Source organism: Akkermansia muciniphila, from assembly GCF_018709685.1.
Classification (GTDB): Bacteria; Verrucomicrobiota; Verrucomicrobiia; order Verrucomicrobiales; family Akkermansiaceae; genus Akkermansia; species Akkermansia muciniphila_E.
This window is the reverse complement of record NZ_JABDHQ010000001.1, coordinates 106,442-121,331: the sequence shown is the minus strand read 5'-3', so window position 1 is coordinate 121,331 and position 14,890 is coordinate 106,442. Positions and strand designations below refer to the sequence as shown.

Annotated in this window: 16 protein-coding genes; 5 read left to right on the top strand and 11 right to left on the bottom strand. The window is 58.0% G+C overall.

Annotated elements, in window-relative coordinates:
• Positions 1-135 precede the first annotated feature (135 nt).
• The 7 genes from HHJ06_RS00495 to HHJ06_RS00465 all read right to left on the bottom strand — a co-directional run bounded on the left by HHJ06_RS00495 (position 136) and on the right by HHJ06_RS00465 (position 4,792).
• The gene (locus tag HHJ06_RS00495; protein WP_286010572.1) at positions 136-777 is read right to left on the bottom strand and encodes a type II secretion system protein; all 642 of its coding nucleotides are present in this window, start codon (positions 775-777) and stop codon (positions 136-138) included.
• Between the two features lie 163 nt (positions 778-940).
• A complete protein-coding gene (gene secG, locus HHJ06_RS00490) occupies positions 941-1,399 on the bottom strand; it encodes a preprotein translocase subunit SecG (RefSeq protein WP_286010571.1) in 459 nt (152 codons plus the stop codon).
• Positions 1,400-1,440: 41 nt separating this feature from the next.
• Entirely contained in the window at positions 1,441-1,779 is a 339-nt protein-coding gene (locus HHJ06_RS00485; protein ID WP_215426849.1) for an aspartate 1-decarboxylase, read from the bottom strand.
• 73 nt (positions 1,780-1,852) lie between these two features.
• Positions 1,853-2,788 (bottom strand): riboflavin biosynthesis protein RibF, encoded by a 936-nt coding sequence (gene ribF, locus HHJ06_RS00480; protein ID WP_215426848.1) that lies wholly within the window; start codon positions 2,786-2,788, stop codon positions 1,853-1,855.
• Positions 2,789-2,792: 4 nt separating this feature from the next.
• Entirely contained in the window at positions 2,793-3,527 is a 735-nt protein-coding gene (gene truB / locus HHJ06_RS00475) for a tRNA pseudouridine(55) synthase TruB (RefSeq protein WP_215426847.1), read from the bottom strand.
• On the bottom strand, positions 3,524-4,537 hold the full coding sequence (locus tag HHJ06_RS00470) for a DHH family phosphoesterase (protein ID WP_215426846.1): 1,014 nt from the start codon (positions 4,535-4,537) through the stop codon (positions 3,524-3,526). Before HHJ06_RS00470 ends, truB begins: the two co-directional genes overlap by 4 nt.
• An 87-nt stretch (positions 4,538-4,624) precedes the next feature.
• On the bottom strand, positions 4,625-4,792 hold the full coding sequence (locus HHJ06_RS00465; RefSeq protein WP_180972336.1) for a hypothetical protein: 168 nt from the start codon (positions 4,790-4,792) through the stop codon (positions 4,625-4,627).
• Between the two features lie 220 nt (positions 4,793-5,012).
• Between HHJ06_RS00465 and HHJ06_RS00460 the strand changes: the two genes are divergently transcribed.
• Both HHJ06_RS00460 and HHJ06_RS00455 read left to right on the top strand, forming a co-directional pair.
• Entirely contained in the window at positions 5,013-5,864 is an 852-nt protein-coding gene (locus tag HHJ06_RS00460) for a metallophosphoesterase (protein ID WP_215426845.1), read from the top strand.
• Between the two features lie 370 nt (positions 5,865-6,234).
• On the top strand, positions 6,235-7,011 hold the full coding sequence (locus HHJ06_RS00455) for an SIR2 family protein (RefSeq protein WP_215426844.1): 777 nt from the start codon (positions 6,235-6,237) through the stop codon (positions 7,009-7,011).
• 13 nt (positions 7,012-7,024) lie between these two features.
• On the opposite strand, the gene HHJ06_RS00450 is transcribed toward HHJ06_RS00455, so the two are convergent.
• The 4 genes from HHJ06_RS00450 to rfaD are packed head-to-tail and all read right to left on the bottom strand — an operon-like array spanning position 7,025 to position 11,034.
• On the bottom strand, positions 7,025-8,008 hold the full coding sequence (locus HHJ06_RS00450) for a glycosyltransferase family 8 protein (protein ID WP_215426843.1): 984 nt from the start codon (positions 8,006-8,008) through the stop codon (positions 7,025-7,027).
• Positions 8,009-8,029: 21 nt separating this feature from the next.
• Positions 8,030-9,055, bottom strand: coding sequence for a glycosyltransferase family 2 protein (locus HHJ06_RS00445; protein ID WP_251841357.1), 1,026 nt, complete (start codon positions 9,053-9,055; stop codon positions 8,030-8,032).
• A complete protein-coding gene (locus HHJ06_RS00440) occupies positions 9,055-10,026 on the bottom strand; it encodes a glycosyltransferase family 9 protein (RefSeq protein WP_215426841.1) in 972 nt (323 codons plus the stop codon). The genes HHJ06_RS00445 and HHJ06_RS00440 overlap by 1 nt, the downstream gene beginning before the upstream one ends.
• Positions 10,027-10,047: 21 nt before the next feature.
• Complete coding sequence (rfaD, locus tag HHJ06_RS00435) at positions 10,048-11,034, bottom strand: ADP-glyceromanno-heptose 6-epimerase (RefSeq protein WP_215426840.1); 987 nt, start codon at positions 11,032-11,034, stop codon at positions 10,048-10,050.
• 303 nt (positions 11,035-11,337) lie between these two features.
• Here rfaD and HHJ06_RS00430 point away from each other — a divergent pair, with 303 nt between their 5' ends.
• The 3 genes from HHJ06_RS00430 to HHJ06_RS00420 all read left to right on the top strand — a co-directional run bounded on the left by HHJ06_RS00430 (position 11,338) and on the right by HHJ06_RS00420 (position 14,779).
• Positions 11,338-12,492: a glycosyltransferase family 2 protein gene (locus HHJ06_RS00430; protein WP_215426839.1), complete on the top strand. Its 1,155-nt coding sequence runs from the start codon at positions 11,338-11,340 to the stop codon at positions 12,490-12,492.
• A gap of 60 nt (positions 12,493-12,552) precedes the next feature.
• Complete coding sequence (locus HHJ06_RS00425; RefSeq protein ID WP_215426838.1) at positions 12,553-13,329, top strand: hypothetical protein; 777 nt, start codon at positions 12,553-12,555, stop codon at positions 13,327-13,329.
• A gap of 280 nt (positions 13,330-13,609) precedes the next feature.
• On the top strand, positions 13,610-14,779 hold the full coding sequence (locus HHJ06_RS00420; protein ID WP_215426837.1) for a glycosyltransferase: 1,170 nt from the start codon (positions 13,610-13,612) through the stop codon (positions 14,777-14,779).
• Positions 14,780-14,890 lie beyond the last annotated feature (111 nt).

The window sequence follows — 14,890 nt, the reverse complement described above, 5'->3', positions numbered from 1 at the left end:
TTTAAGAGTGGTTGAAAAGAAAAAAATACGGTTTGGCGGCTTTATGCCTGAATATATCACGGGGCCTCGCGGCCATAAGCCGGAAGCCCCGCAACATAAATTGGCCCGTCTCTCAACTGACGGTCCGGTAATGCGTTACCAGGAAGTAACGTTGTCTTCCGTCAATTCCTGATTATTGATGTGCCCGTCCACCGTGCTGCCCTGCTTGTCCTTGCCGGTACTGTAAACGGCTACATTCTTGGTCACCATGCGGGAACCGACCTGGACGCGGGGGGTGCGGTCGTCCGGATTGGCATTCAGAATGATGTAATAGGGGGATTCCCACGGGTCCATCAGGCCCACGCGCCCGCGGCTTTCAAAGAACAGGCCGGGGGAGCCTTCCACATCCGTGGTGGTGGTGTTGAAATAAGCCGTCTTCTTGGGGTTCAGCTTCCTGTCCTCGTCGCCGCGGTCCATGTAATTGGTCAGAATGCTCATGATGCGGCTGTCGTCATCCACGGCCGTCGTCACGTAATACTGTCCGTCCTTGCGGGACTGCTTGGCCATTTCCCGGCTGTTCCAGGCTACGGGAACGCGGCCATTGTCCAGCATGTAATTTTCAACGGCCGTCTGCAACCCGTTGCAATCGCTCCGCGCCGTGGTAACCCGGGACTTTTCCATCACGCCATTCACCACCGTCATGGCAATGCCGGCCAGCGTCAGGATAATGGCGATCACCACAAGCAATTCAATCAACGTGAATCCTCTGGATTTACGGTTCAAAAAAGGTGCCTTCATACTTTGCCAAGAGTAGCGCAATTACGGTTCAGGGCAAGCGGAAAACAACCGGAGCCGCCAATTTCAAAACGCGCTTCCGGTGCGGCAAACATGCGGCCCTGCCCGGATACGCAAGCACCCCGGCCATCATCAGACAGCCGGGGTGCTTGAAAAGGAAATTTCCTTAGCTGGCGGGCGCCGCGGGTACTTCCGGAGCGGCGGGAGCCGGGGCCTGGGAAGAAGCGGCTTCCGCCTCAGCGGCGCGCTTGCGCAGCTCCTCCTGCTGGAGTTCTTCCGGCGTCTTGACGGGGACGGCGGCTTCCTGCTTGGCGGCGGCCTTCATCATTTCCGGGCTCAGCAGGCTCTCGGAGCTCTTGACGTGTTGACGGTTGATCAGCATGCCCAGCACCAGGCAAAGAATCATGAAAGCGGTGCCGAAGTACACTGTGGCTTTTTTCAGCACGTCCGTAGTGCGCGCACCGAAGGCCTGGTCCGTAATGGCGGCGCCGAAGGCGGCGCCCAGCCCTTCCTGCTTGGGTCTCTGCATAAGCACCACGCCCAGGAGAAGAAGTGACACAATCACCAGAACGGCAAAGAGTAATTGTATGCTGATATTGAGTGAATTTGCTAAAAAAAGGTTCATGAACGCGGGGAGTATGTGTGAATTCCGATGGTTTGTAAAGTCTAGGAAATGATTTCGTTATGCTCGTTGCAAACGATTTTCTTGGGGACGATGGGCTTGTCCGACAAGGCAAAGCTCATGATGACCACCCGTTCACCCGTCTTGATTAAATGGGCTGCGCCGCCGTTCATGATGATGTTTCCCGTACCGGCAGGCCCCTGCAGGGCATAGGTTTCCAGACGGTTTCCGGATGTGACGGACGCCACGAGAACTTTTTCTCCGGGCCACAGGTCCACAGCGGCCATCAGATCGGCAGGAATTTCAATACTGCCTTCATATTGAACATCGCCACGGGTGACCATGGCGCGGTGGATTTTTGATTTTAACTGCTCAACCAACATGACGTCCGAACAACAAAACCCCGATCGCCCCTGCGGTCAAGCCGTCATCCTTCATTTTACGGTTTTCTGTGTCTTACTTACCCCGTTTCAACACTTCCGCGGCATGGGCGGCGTCCAGCGCAAGCTGGTTTTTCAGCTCATCCAGGGAGGGGAATTTGGCTTCCGCCCTCAGGAACCGCACCGGCTCCACTTCCATTTCCTCTCCGTAGATGTCCCCCGGCTCCCCAAACAAATGGGTTTCCAGCAGCAATTCCCCCCCGGCTCCTTCCACGGTGGGGCGCACCCCCAGATTGGCCACACCCCCATATTCCGCCCCCTTCACCCGGGCGCGCACGGCGTAAACGCCGTGGGGAGGCTGCACTCCGCTGCCGGGTTTCATGTTCGCCGTCGGGTAATTCAGCAGGCGCCCCAATTGGCGCCCGTGAATCACCGTGCCCTTCCAGCGGTAGGGACGGCCCAGCATCTCCGCCGCCTGTAAAAATTCCGCCGCGCGCACGGCTTCCCGAATCCGGGTGCTGCTCACGCGCTCCCCATCCCGCAGGATGGGGGGAACGGCCGTCACCCGGAACCCGTAGCGGCTTGCCAGAAGGCGCAGAGTTCCCACATCGCCCGCGCGGCCCCGGCCAAAATGCCAGTCTTCTCCCACGGCAATTTCCGCCACCCGGCAGGAGGAACAGAGTTCCTTAATAAACTCCTCCGGGCTCATGGAGGCCAGGCGGAAGGAAAATTCCAGCGTCAGCACCATCTTCACCCCCAGCTCTTCCAGCAGTGCGAACTTTTCTGCGTCCGCCGCCATAATGGCAGGGGGTACGCTTTCCGGGCGCACCCGGGCCAGGGGATGGGTGCGGAAGGTCAGCACGGCGGGAATGCCGCCGTCACGCGCAGCGCCTTCCACTGCCGCGGCAATCACTCCGGCATGCCCCAGGTGCAACCCGTCAAACATTCCCATGGCCCAGTGCACGGGGGAGGAAACGCCCTGTAGTTCCTTGAACTCCTGGTAAATGACCATGCTCCTACCTGGCAATCAGAATATCCGCCAGCTCCTCCAGGGAAAGCATGGCATGAAACAGCTCTTCCCTGGGAGCGGTTTTCAGCGTATCCACCGTAATGGCGCGCTCCAGGGTAAAAGCGCCGGACCTGGTGCGGCGCAGGGCGCTCAAATGTGCTCCGCATCCCAGCGCCTTCCCGATGTCATACGCATAGGAACGCACATAAAAACCCTTGGAGCACTGCACGGTAAAGTCCACTTCCGGAACGGCCACACGGGAAATCTGGTGGCCGAACACCTCCACAGGCCGCGGCTCCCGCACAACTTCCTGCCCCTTCCGGGCCAGCTTATACAGCGGCACGCCATTCTTTTTAATGGCGGAGACCATCGGGGGAATCTGTTCAAACGCGCCGTCAAACCGGTCAAACGCCGCACGGACGGCTTGTTCCGTTACGCCGTCCACGGAATACTCCGCTACCACTTCCCCCATGGCGTCCTGGGAAGAGGTTTCCACCCCCAGCGTGAGGGTTCCGGCGTACTCCTTATGCTCGCACATCAGCTTGTCCTGAAGCTTGGTCGCCTTTCCCACCACCAGCATCAGCAGCCCCGTAGCCATGGGGTCCAGCGTGCCGCAGTGGCCTATCTTCTTAATCCCCAGGGACCGGCGGGCGATCGCCACCACATCGTGGGAAGTCATGTCCTGCGCCTTGTCAACCAGCAGGACGCCGGAGGGCGCTTGAATGGAATCGGAAGTATTCATGAAATCTGCTGTTGGAGCACGCGTTCCACTTCCTCCTGCATGGCCTTCAGGATGATGAGGCGCACTTCTTCAATGGGTCCCCTGATGCGCACGCCGGCGGCCATGGCGTGCCCTCCGCCTCCAAAGCGGGAGGCCAGCTCCGCCACGGATACTTCCGGAGTCTTGGATCTCAGGGAAATGCGGATGCGCGGATCGTCCTCCGCCTCCTCCAGATAGGCGGCCAGCCAGACTCCCTGCACGGAACGCAGGAGGTCAATCAGGCCTTCCGTGTCTTCCGGACGGCTTCCAATCCGCTCCTTCGCCTCATTCGTCAGGCAGAACGTGCAGATTCTGCCGTCAGGCGTCAGCCTCATGCCGTTCAGCGCTTCACGCATCAGCTGCATCTTCACCCAGGGCTTTTCCTGGTACAGCTGGCGGTTGATGTCCTGCACGTCCACGCCCATCCGGATCAGGTCCGCGGCCAGTTCCATCACGGCGGCCGTCGTCATCTGGTACTGGAAGGAGCCCGTATCCGTGCTCACGGCCACGTAAAGGGCATCACGCATGACAGGGGTAATGGGAACGCCCAGGTAGTTGAACAAGTAATAAAGCACCGCACCCGTGGCGCACTCGTCCGGCAGGACGCACTGCACGTCCCCGAACAGCTCGTTCGTCTGGTGGTGGTCGATGTTCGCCCACACTTTCACTCCCGCCAGGGCCTTCAGGCTCCGTTCCCCCAGCCTCTTGAATGCGCCGTTGTCCACGGAGACGGCCACGTCCACCTCCACCGGTTCGTCGGGCGTGGGAATGATATTCTCCACACCCGGCATAAAGGCCAGATTGGAAGGCACGCCGTCCTCGTTCATCATAATCACCTTCTTGCCCATCTGTTTCAGGGCTTCCCCCAGGGCAAGCGTGGAACCGATGGCGTCACCGTCCGGATGCACGTGCGCGATTACCGCAAAGCTGTCATGTTTGCGCAGCAGGTCCGCCAAAGGCGCAAATTCGGGACAATGTTTCCAATCTTCCATATGTTCTGCCACGTTTCTATAGAAAAAGCCGCACTTGGACAATCACCAAGTGCGGCTTGAAAAGTCGTATCTAATCCCGGAAGAGGATTACTTCTTGGACTTCATGACTACCGGCGCCACATCCACGGCGGGCTGGTTCAGGTCATTGAACTTGGGAAGGGGGGTCAGGGGGGGGGCACCCTGATCCTGACAACAGCAGGAAGCCATGATGCTCGCCGCAAAAGCGGAAAGAGCCATAACGGTAATCTTCTTCATATGCGTGGTTAAATGATGGGTGATAAAGGATATGGAAATATCTTGGAGCATAAAAGCATACCATGCGGGCGCCCGTCAATCAAATTTGCTAAAATCTCCCGGAGGGGCTTCTTTCCGCCTGCCCTACGGCGCAAAGGGGCCTTTCTCAAACGGCAAGACGCACTCAGCGCTCGCTTCCGGTCCCTGGGAATTATAGGCTTTCCCAGCCATTTCTTTTTCCATGCCCTTCTCCGTCAGAATACTCCGGCTTTTAGGCTCCATCCTGCTGGGCGCCTGCGCGCTCGGCGTGGCCGGCATCACCTGGGCATACCTGATAGAGCCCAATCTTCTGTTCGTCCGGAAGGTGGACTACCGCGTCCCCCAATGGAACGGACGGGGAAAACCCCTGAAAGTCGTCATTGCCGGGGACCTGCACCTGATGCCCACAGCCTTTGATGAAGTAAGGGCCTTGCGTTATGTCCAGAGAATCATGCAGCTTAAACCGGACCTGATCCTGCTGGCGGGGGATTATGCCCGGGGAGCCAGTACCAATGCCAGCATGAGCCCCTCCGCCGCAGGCCGGCTGCTTCACGGGCTGAAAGCGCCCTACGGCGTATTCGCCATTCAGGGAAACCATGACTTCACCTTTGGCTGGAACAACTGGCGCAGGGAACTGTCCGATGCCGGCATCACGGTTCTGGAAAATCAAAGCGTTCTCATCACGTTCAGGGACGGAAGACAGCTCCAGCTTTCCGGAATCCTGGACACCTCGCGCAATTCCAAAAAACACCGCCCCCAGCGCCAGTCTCCGGATATTCCCCACTTCCTGCTCTCCCACCGTCCGGAAGCGGACCACATGCTCTCCCACGGAGACGCGGACATCATCATCAGCGGCCACACCCACGGGGGCCAGATTCGCCTCCCCTTTGACCTCCTGTGGTTTGAAGCCAGCCCGGACCACGCCCAGCCCTACACCTACCCCTGGCACATCTCCGGCGGCAACACCTACCTGATCACCAAGGGGCTGGGAACCAGCACGCTCCCCCTCCGCTTCAACTGCCCTCCGGAGATTTACCTGCTGGAACTGCACTGACGCGGCCTTCCGGTTCCCATGCCGGACAAGACGGCGGCAGGAAAAGGATTTTTCTTTGTTTCTTGATTTTTCGCGTCCATGGACCAGCATGGAAAACGGTTCCGCTGTTTCCTGATGACTACTTCCGCCAATATCAAATCCCCCGTCAGAAAAAACGCCGTCCTGTTTGGGAACGGCTTAATCCGCACACTGGGAAGCCCGAGCAGCACCGATCTGCTCAAGGAAACCGTTTGCCCCCCCCTGCAACGATTATGAAGACTGCAAAAAAGGCGACTATTGCCCGTTCATGGAACCGGAGGATTACCTGCCCTTTCCCCTGATTTACGAATATTTAATCCTGAAAAAACAAAAGCGGCATCCGGAAACCGACATGGTTAAAGTATCTTCCGGGGTGCGTGATCAAATCAGGAAAAAACTGGAAGAATTCACCCCGCAGAAGTATCCCGGCTCCATTTTACACCGGCTTGCCGGTCTCCCGGTAGACGATTACCTGACCACCAATTACGATACGTTCCTGATTCAAATCCTGGAATCACAACACTACAGGACGAGCCATCGCCAGAATTCGGAAACCAAATACAGCATCCGCCGCCATGTCTGCATGGAGAACGGCCGCCGTTCCCTCCGTATCTGGAACATTCACGGCACGTATGATGAAAGGCCTTCTTCCTTCACGATCCAATACGGGTACGAACACTATTGCGGCTGCATCGGCAAAATAGACAACTACCTCAAGGGCACCTACACCTACTCGGTTCAAACACAGAAAAAAGAAATAGCAAGCATCCCGGAAAAGCTGCGCAAGCCGCAGCTTCAACAGGGGGAATCATGGATTGACCTGTTTTTCTTTTCCAACGTTTACATCATGGGCCTGAATCTTTCTTCGGAAGAAATAGACCTGCTTTATATCCTGAATCTCCGGTCACGCTGGCTGCGCGATTTGAAAAAGGCGCGCTACATTCAAAACCGCATCGTTTTCTACGGCCAGCCCGTCAAAGCCATGAAGGCCCTTCTGGAAGAGTTTGATGTGGAGGTTTGCTCCTCTTCGCCCGCGCCTCCCGGAAAAAACGCGGATGGCCCGGATTACGAGAAGTATTACAAGGCGGTTTTACGTGATATCCGGTCCAGGATAAAACAGGAGCATTAACCCGCATCCGGCTTCAGGAGCATGTGCCGTCCTCCTTCTCAAACTGCTTTTGCAGTCTGAGAATTTTATTCCTGGTCATCCGGTAAACAGGCCTGTAAAGGTGCTTTTTCAGGATAGCCGGGAGGGTTCTTCCGGGCAGCGGGCCATGCAGCAGCCCGGCTTCACGCATGGCATGTTCATAACGCTCCCCTTCATAACGCCAATTATACCGCCAGGGCTTGTGCACCCCCTGGTAATGCAGAATGCCCGGTTCCAACGCCGCTTCCACCGCCTGGCGCGGCGTCACTCCGCGCCAGAATTGTTCCCTGGGGTCGTTTTTCAGGATGCGGCGCGTCAGACCGTCATGCCAGTTCCAGCGCGGATGCAGCGGCACGGTCAGCTCGCACAGGGCGCCGTTCAGCGCGTCCTGGTCCGGGCAGGTCAGCCTGTCCCGGTGGCTGACGGCATAATCCAGCACGGCCCTGACCAGGTTCTTTTCCCGGAACACGTCCACATTCATCAGCAGCACGCCGGAATTGAAATACCCCGTGCAGGTCAGCGGCATTTCCAGGCGTTCGTTGAAATGGGAACCTGGCTTGGAAAAATTCTCAAACACCACCCCCACCGCCTTCCCGGACATATCCGTCCTGAACAGCTCCGTCAAATCACGGCAAACCAGAACGTCAATATCCAGATACAGGATGTTGCCCCGCTCCTCCTTCAATAATTCCGGAATGAACACGCGGCCCCAGGCGGGAACGGGCCACTGTTCCGTATGGGGGAAATCGTGCTCTTCCAGAATGCCGGAAACGTCTATGAACTCCAACCGGCACTCAAACGGAGCCGCCAGGCGCTCGATGCTGTTCCGGTTTTCCCCGTCAATGCCGTCGGAAAGCACGTAAATCTTGTAAAAAGTCTCCGGCACGGCGGTATTCAGCAGGGAAAAAACGGTAACGCTCAAAGGCAGGATGCCCCGGTTGTCACTGGCCAGGACGACGGCAAATTCATTCTTCTTCATCAGTCGATCGTTCGGGTGGGGTCAGCGGCGCAGCAGCCGGGCGCCCGCTTTGCGCATTCTCTTCCAGTAATAGGAAAAGTCCAAGCCGGATTTTCCGTCCAGCCAGGTTTTCAGCAGTTTTCCTTCCCGGCGGGACAGGCTGGAATCATCCTCTCCGGGGCGGTACAGGTTTTCTTCACGGAGCATCCGGGACACCTTCCGGGTGACCTCCTTCTGGACGGCATGGGGGGCGTACTTGCGGATATTCCGCACGCCCATCACCAGCATTTTCAGGAAAGCCGTCCTGTACTCCTCCAAGATTCCGGCTTGCTTCCACTCTTCCAGCACCAGCTCCGCCACCGTCAGGTAATCCAGTGACTGAAGGGAACTGCCGGACGCAAAGCCGCTGGTGATGGACCCGGCGCGCTTGCGGTAGACATACGCCGCCCTGCTGACGACGCAGGCTCTTCTGCACCGCGGAAAGGAGGCATAGTGGAAATACAGGTCCTCGCACGCAACGCCCTCGGGGAACCGGATGCCGTGCTCCTCCACAACGGAACGGCGTATCATCATGCCGCCCGCTCCATGGTGTATTTTTCCGATGGTTTCCGGCGTACAGGGAATCCACCCCTTTTCCGGGGGCGCCACGTCCTCCGGCAGGAACTGGTCCTCCCGGCCGGGGTCGGACTCGTAATAATACCGGAACCCGCACACCAGCTTGTCCGCGTCCAGCGCCTTCGCGCGATTGTACATTTCCTCCAGCAAATCCGTTTCCAGCCAGTCGTCTGAATCCACCAGCACCAGGTATTCTCCCTGCGCATGGCTCATCGCCAGGTTCCGGGTGCGGGAAAGGCCGCCGTTTTCCGGAACCTGCACCACCTTCACCCGCGGGTCCCGCTCTGCAAACTCCCGCAGGATGGACAGGGAACCGTCCGTGGAAGCGTCGTCCACGCAAACCACTTCCAGCTCCCGGAGCGTCTGCGCGCAGATGCTTTCCAGGCACTGGGCCAGATACGGTTCCACATTGTACACCGGAACCAGCACGGAAATTTTCACGGGAGCCGTCATCACGCCTGCGGAGTATCCTCCATTTTCGCAAATTCAGGTTCTTCCCGCGGGGGCAGGAAGGGCTCCAGCGTGGACCATGCCTGGTCCACCGTAATTTCCTCAATGGCTCCCGGGGAAATCAGGTTGGAAATGCGCCGGGCCGTAATGGCGGACTTGCGCGTCCTGTGGCAGAAAATGGCGGTCACCGGAACCCCGGCATAGGCGCACATGTGCGTAGGCCCCGTATCATTGCCCACACAGGCCAGGGAACGCAGCGCCATCTGGGGAATATCCATCAGGGTGGACTTGCCCAGAAAGCTGACGGCCAGGGGGGAACTGGCCGCAATGGCCTCCACCTCCGCTGCCTCCGCACGGGTGCCGATCACGACGGAGGAAATGCCCCGTTCCGCCAGGCGCCGGGCCAGGGCACAGAAATTCTCCACGGGCCAGCGCTTGTAGGGATGGCTGGGGGAACAGCCCGGAATCATCAGCACGTAGCGTTCCGGAAGCTCGTCAAAATGCCGCCCTTCCCCGTGCATGAAGGAAAGGTCCGTCAAAACCCGTTCCAGATGGAACGGCTCCCTCTCCACCCGGCCAAACCGGAAGGCTCCTTTCTTCAGCAGCCTGCGCCGCTCCCCGGAATTGCAGGCCACCCAGTCCATGTCATGGTCCAGCAGGAAGCGCACGGCGGGATAATAACGTTTTCTGGTACGGGAAGACTCCTGGAGATCGTACACCACGTCAAAATTCCCTTTCACGATGGAACGGATAGCGTCCCGCGTGGCGCCCAGTTTCCGGTAGGGCAGACGGTTGTCCACAATGAAATCGTCAAACACCCCGAGCTGCTCCGCCATGGGAACAAACATCCCCATGGTCATCAGGGTAATGTGCGCCTCCGGATGAAGCTCCCGGAGACGCTTCATCGTCCCCATGGCTAGCACCACGTCGCCAAGGGCTCCGTGCTTGATGATCAGAATGCGCTGCGCAGGCATGGGCGGAAAAAGAAATGCGGGTTAAACGTAGCTGTCCTCCCGGTCCAGGTACTTCTGCACGTACTGGCGCACGCCGTCCTCCAGGGAAGTCATGGGGGCCGCATAGCCGGCGGCGCGCAGCCTGGAAAGGTCCGCCTGCGTATAATACTGGTACTTGCCCTTGAGCTCTTCCGGCATCTCCCGGTAGGCTATCTTTTCCTGAAGCCCCAGCGCGTTGAACGCCGCCTTGGCCAGATCGTGGAAGGAACGGGCCTCTCCGGACCCCACGTTGAACAGCCCGCTCACCTCCGGATGGTCCAGCAGCCACAGCACCACATTCACACAATCCCCCACCCATACAAAGTCCCGGAGCTGCCAGCCGTCCCGGTAATCCGGATGGTAGGACTTGAACAGCTTCACCGTTTCATTTGCCTTCACCTGCGGGAAGATGTGGGCCACCACGCTCTTCTGGCCTCCCTTGTGGTATTCATTGGGGCCGTACACATTGAAAAATTTGAGGCCCGCGTATTGGAGCGGAACAGCCCTTTCTTCCCTGACCTCGCGCGCCACCTTGCGGTCAAACAGGGCCTTGCTCCATCCATACGCGTTCAGGGGGCGCAGCGCATTGACGTGCTCCAGGGAGGCGTCATCGTCAAACCCCATGGAACCGTCTCCGTACGTGGCTGCGGAGGAGGCGTAAATAAACTGCTTGCCGTACAGGGCGCAAAACTCCCACAGATACCAGCTCAGCGTGAAATTCGTCCGGATAATCAGATCGGCGTCCGTCTCCGTGGTGGCGGAAATGGCCCCCATGTGAATGACGGCCTCAATCTCCTCCGCATGCGCCTCCATGTAGTCAAGCATATCTTCCGGAGGAACCACCGCGCACAGCTCCCTCTTGGCAATGTTCTTCCATTTCTCGGAAGAACCCAGTTCATCCACCACCACAAGATCCTTTTTACCGGATTTTTCCAGAGCGGCGACAATGTTTGAGCCGATGAAGCCGGCCCCACCCGTGACAATAATCATAAAAGAAGAATAAATGAAGAAGTTGTACGGCCTCTTGTACCACATCCACCCGGCCCTAGGCAACTGCCATTTGAGGCGTTCCCGGACTCCAAATTCTCAACGAATTTACAATCCGGACACTCCAAGCCCTGACCGCCCCATGCGGAAAACCATTGGAGCGCAACCCCCCCGCACCCTGCGGAAGCCCCGGTCTCCATACCCTCCTTTTCATGCTGACAACATCAAAAACCTGCGGTAATATTTATCTTGCAAAAATTATCATTGACCACGGATTGTAAATCCGTTACATACATTACAAACTCTATGCGGCCCGACGTTTCCATCATCGTTCCCTGCTACAATGTAGCCGCTTATGTGGACAACTGTCTGGACAGCCTGGTACGGCAGACCCTCCGGAACATTGAAATCATCTGCATCAATGACGGCTCCATGGACGATACCTGGGCGCACCTGCTCCGCTGGAAGGAAAAAGACGGCAGAATCATCCTCCTGAACCAGCAGAACGCGGGCGTTTCCGCCGCAAGGAATGCCGGGCTGGATGCGGCCCGCGGCCTTTATGTAGGCTTTGCGGACCCGGACGACTACGTGGACCCGGAAATGTACTGCCGCCTTTTTTCCGCGGCGCTGGAACATGATGCGGACATCGTGGAGTGCGGCAACCACGTCTTTGAAGACTCCTCGGACCGGCTCATTGAGGCCAGAAGAAGGTCGCCCTCCTGGCATTTCGAAGAAAACGCCTCCCCCGCCAGCTTCTTCCGGGACTCCATCTGGGGTAAAATGGACATCTGCGTGTGGAGCAAGCTGTTCCGGAAAAGCATGCTGGATGCCCACCGCCTCCGCTTCAATGTGAACCTGAAATCCGGCGCGGAGGATGAAACCTTCCGGCTGATGGCCGTTCCCCATGCCTCCCGTCTCCTGTTCATCCCGGACTGCCTGTACTACTACCGCCTCATGCGGAACGGTTCCCTTTCCCGCCGCTGCAATGACCCCACCTACTTCAAATGTGTGCAGGAATTCCAGCGGCTGCTGTACATTGTGGACTACTGGAAGGAACATGGGTGGCAGAATGAAGGCCTGTTCACCTACGGCGTGCGGAAAATCAGGCCTTTCTTCGTCTCCAAACATCCCCTTTTCCACCAGATGACCGCCGTTCAGCAGCAATCCCTGCTGGACTGGTGGCACCTGTTCTATCAGAACGCGGACGGGGCGCGGTTTCTCTCCGTCCTGCCGGGCCGGGACAGGCAGCTGGTGGACCTGCTGAACTCGGCGCAACTGCCGGCCAACGGCTGGGGCCGCATCCTTCTGGCGGCCTGTTCCCTGCTTCCCGGACAGAAGGGACGCTATTACTCTTGCAAAAGAATGCTCGCGGAACACTTTTCCCAAACGCATTCCAGCGGTTCCCAAGGGAAAAACGCCTCGCCGGAAGAGCCGTTTGACACATCGCCGCCTTCCCTGTAAATTGCCTTATCCCCGTCTTCCGAACTAATGAACCGCTTTCTCTCATTCGCAGACTCCCGCATGTCCGCCGCCTTGGAACGGCTGGGCAGGCAGGCGGAAGCGCTGGATTTTTTTGATGAGATCACGCTGTTCACGGAACGTGACCTTTCCGCGGAATTCACCAGCCGCATGGGCAAATACCTGACGCCGTCCTGCCGGGGATTCGGGTACTGGTCCTGGAAACCCTGGTCCATCCACCACATCCTGCAGGACATGCAGGAAGGAGACCGCCTCCTGTACCTGGATGCCGGCTGCCATATCAACATCAATGGAGCGGCGCGCTTCCGGGAATACGTGGACATGCTGGACCGGGACAACCTCGGCATGCTGGTTTTCAACAGTGGACAGCCGGAATACAAGTGGACCAAGGGAGACATTTTCCGCCACTTTGGCATTTCCGGAGCGGACACCTGGATCACGCACACCCAGCAAATTGCGGGAGGCCACGTCTTTCTGAAAAAGAATCCGCTCACGGAAAACCTGATCCGCGAATGGCTCCATACCTTTTACGGCCATCTGAACCTGGTGGATAATTCTCCCTCTACTTCTCCGAACCTGCCGGGATTTGTGGAAAACCGGTATGATCAGAGCATTTTCTCCATCCTGTGCAAACTGCGGGGCATTACCTCTCTGGACAGTGCGGAAACTTATGCGGAAGACTGGAAGGAGCTTTCCTCCTTCCCGTTCCAGGACAGGCGCGACATGGGAATCCCGCGGACCGCAAAGAAAGGTTGGCTCCAAAAATGCAGGCAGCTCCTCCTTCCCTCCAAAAAAGGCGGATTTGAAATCCGAAGATAGCGGACTCCCGCGGACCATCCCCGTTTAATACAGGTCCACCAACAGGTTGCGACATAGATAAATTCTAAGCCGCCCAGCCCGCCAGCCGTATCTTTCCGGGACACTTTCATTTCATTCCTATTCCCGTTCAGCCGTTTGTATTGACTTCGGATTTCAAATCCCCATACTTTCCTATGTGGCTTCTCCTCAATGCAGAACAGTATTCCAAGTCTCCCACAGCGTATCGGCCAGCTCCGCTCCCTACCGGCTGAATGATGCTCTGAACCGGAACATTTCCGGCATGGAATCCGTTCTTTTACTCAGGAGGCGCAAGGGAATAAACGGCCTTGAAATCAAAAGGTCCGCCGCCAGAAGAGCTACAGACGCCCTGCGCCGCCATCTGGCGCACGGCTTTAACGTTCTGCTGCCGGAAAGAAGAAGGGACCTTCCTTTTTCCCTGAATGTGCTGGGCATGGGCTTTGATACCGCCCAGATGGAGGAGGCGGACCTGGTGCACCTGCACTGGATAGGCGGCAGAACGGTGGATTTCACGCGGCTGCGCCACATCCGCCGCCCGCTGGTCCATACGCTTCACGATATGTTTGCCTGCACCGCGGGGTGCCACTGCACCATGGACTGCGGCCTGTTCCGGGACGGATGCCGGGGCCTCTGCCCCCAGCTTGGCACGCCCCGCCTGTTCCATAACCTGCCTGCATGGCTCTTCTCCCGTAAACGCAGGGCCTTCGGCAGCATCCCTTCCCTCACGCTCGTCACCCCCTCCCTCTGGCTGAAAAAGGAAGTGGAAAAAAGCTGCATGTTCCCCGGAAGAAGGATTGTCCAGATTTACAACCCTGTGGATACGGACCTCTTCCGCCCGGCGGAAGACCGGGAGGCCATCCGTGCGGCCCTGGGCATCCCGTCCGGAGCCTTTGTCATTGCCTGCGGCGCAACCGGCCTGTTCAATCCGGTCAAGGGAGGCCATTTCATCCCCCTGGCGCTGGAAGAACTGTACCGGCGCGGGCACCGGAACCTCCATCTGCTGCTCTTCGGCAATCAGGAAAAAAGCGTGGAATTCCCCTTCCCCAGCACAAACGCCGGATTCATTACGGACATGAAGGAACTGGCCGGGCTTTACAGCGCGGCGGATATGTTCCTGAATCCCACGCTGCAGGACGTTCTTTCCAATGTAGCTCTGGAATCCATGGCCTGCAAGACCCCTTCCGTCACTTTCCGGACGGGCGGGGTTCCGGAAGTGGTCCTGGACGGCAAAACGGGGCTGGTGGCTCCCCAGGGAGACCTGCATCAATTGGCAGGCCACTGTGAACGCCTCATCCATGACCGGGCACTCCGGCTGTCCCTGGCGGAGGAAGGGCGGAAACACGCGGAACAGACATTCTCCTATCCCGTCATTGCGGCAAAACATGCCGCCCTCTATGAAGAAACGCTCCGGGAATACCGTCGCGAAGGGTGAAAATGACTGACGTTTAACTGCCGGGCAACCTTCCTCCAACATGCCCGGACAGCCTCTTCCTTTGTCATTGACAAGAAAGAGCCGCCCCATACACTCTGAACCACTCCGACC

Bases quoted from the DNA above. Each gene is read 5' to 3' on its own strand.
- HHJ06_RS00440 (WP_215426841.1), bottom strand. From the start codon at position 10,026: ATGCCTGCGCAGCGCATTCTGATCATCAAGCACGGAGCCCTTGGCGAC.
- HHJ06_RS00450 (WP_215426843.1), bottom strand. From the start codon at position 8,008: ATGAAGAAGAATGAATTTGCCGTCGTCCTGGCCAGTGACAACCGGGGC.
- HHJ06_RS00420 (WP_215426837.1), top strand. From the start codon at position 13,610: ATGGAATCCGTTCTTTTACTCAGGAGGCGCAAGGGAATAAACGGCCTT.
- truB (WP_215426847.1), bottom strand. From the start codon at position 3,527: ATGAATACTTCCGATTCCATTCAAGCGCCCTCCGGCGTCCTGCTGGTT.
- HHJ06_RS00470 (WP_215426846.1), bottom strand. From the start codon at position 4,537: ATGGAAGATTGGAAACATTGTCCCGAATTTGCGCCTTTGGCGGACCTG.
- secG (WP_286010571.1), bottom strand. From the start codon at position 1,399: ATGAACCTTTTTTTAGCAAATTCACTCAATATCAGCATACAATTACTC.
- HHJ06_RS00460 (WP_215426845.1), top strand. From the start codon at position 5,013: ATGCCCTTCTCCGTCAGAATACTCCGGCTTTTAGGCTCCATCCTGCTG.
- HHJ06_RS00455 (WP_215426844.1), top strand. From the start codon at position 6,235: ATGGTTAAAGTATCTTCCGGGGTGCGTGATCAAATCAGGAAAAAACTG.
- rfaD (WP_215426840.1), bottom strand. From the start codon at position 11,034: ATGATTATTGTCACGGGTGGGGCCGGCTTCATCGGCTCAAACATTGTC.
- HHJ06_RS00425 (WP_215426838.1), top strand. From the start codon at position 12,553: ATGTCCGCCGCCTTGGAACGGCTGGGCAGGCAGGCGGAAGCGCTGGAT.
- HHJ06_RS00430 (WP_215426839.1), top strand. From the start codon at position 11,338: ATGCGGCCCGACGTTTCCATCATCGTTCCCTGCTACAATGTAGCCGCT.
- HHJ06_RS00445 (WP_251841357.1), bottom strand. From the start codon at position 9,055: ATGACGGCTCCCGTGAAAATTTCCGTGCTGGTTCCGGTGTACAATGTG.
- HHJ06_RS00495 (WP_286010572.1), bottom strand. From the start codon at position 777: ATGAAGGCACCTTTTTTGAACCGTAAATCCAGAGGATTCACGTTGATT.
- HHJ06_RS00465 (WP_180972336.1), bottom strand. From the start codon at position 4,792: ATGAAGAAGATTACCGTTATGGCTCTTTCCGCTTTTGCGGCGAGCATC.
- ribF (WP_215426848.1), bottom strand. From the start codon at position 2,788: ATGGTCATTTACCAGGAGTTCAAGGAACTACAGGGCGTTTCCTCCCCC.
- HHJ06_RS00485 (WP_215426849.1), bottom strand. From the start codon at position 1,779: ATGTTGGTTGAGCAGTTAAAATCAAAAATCCACCGCGCCATGGTCACC.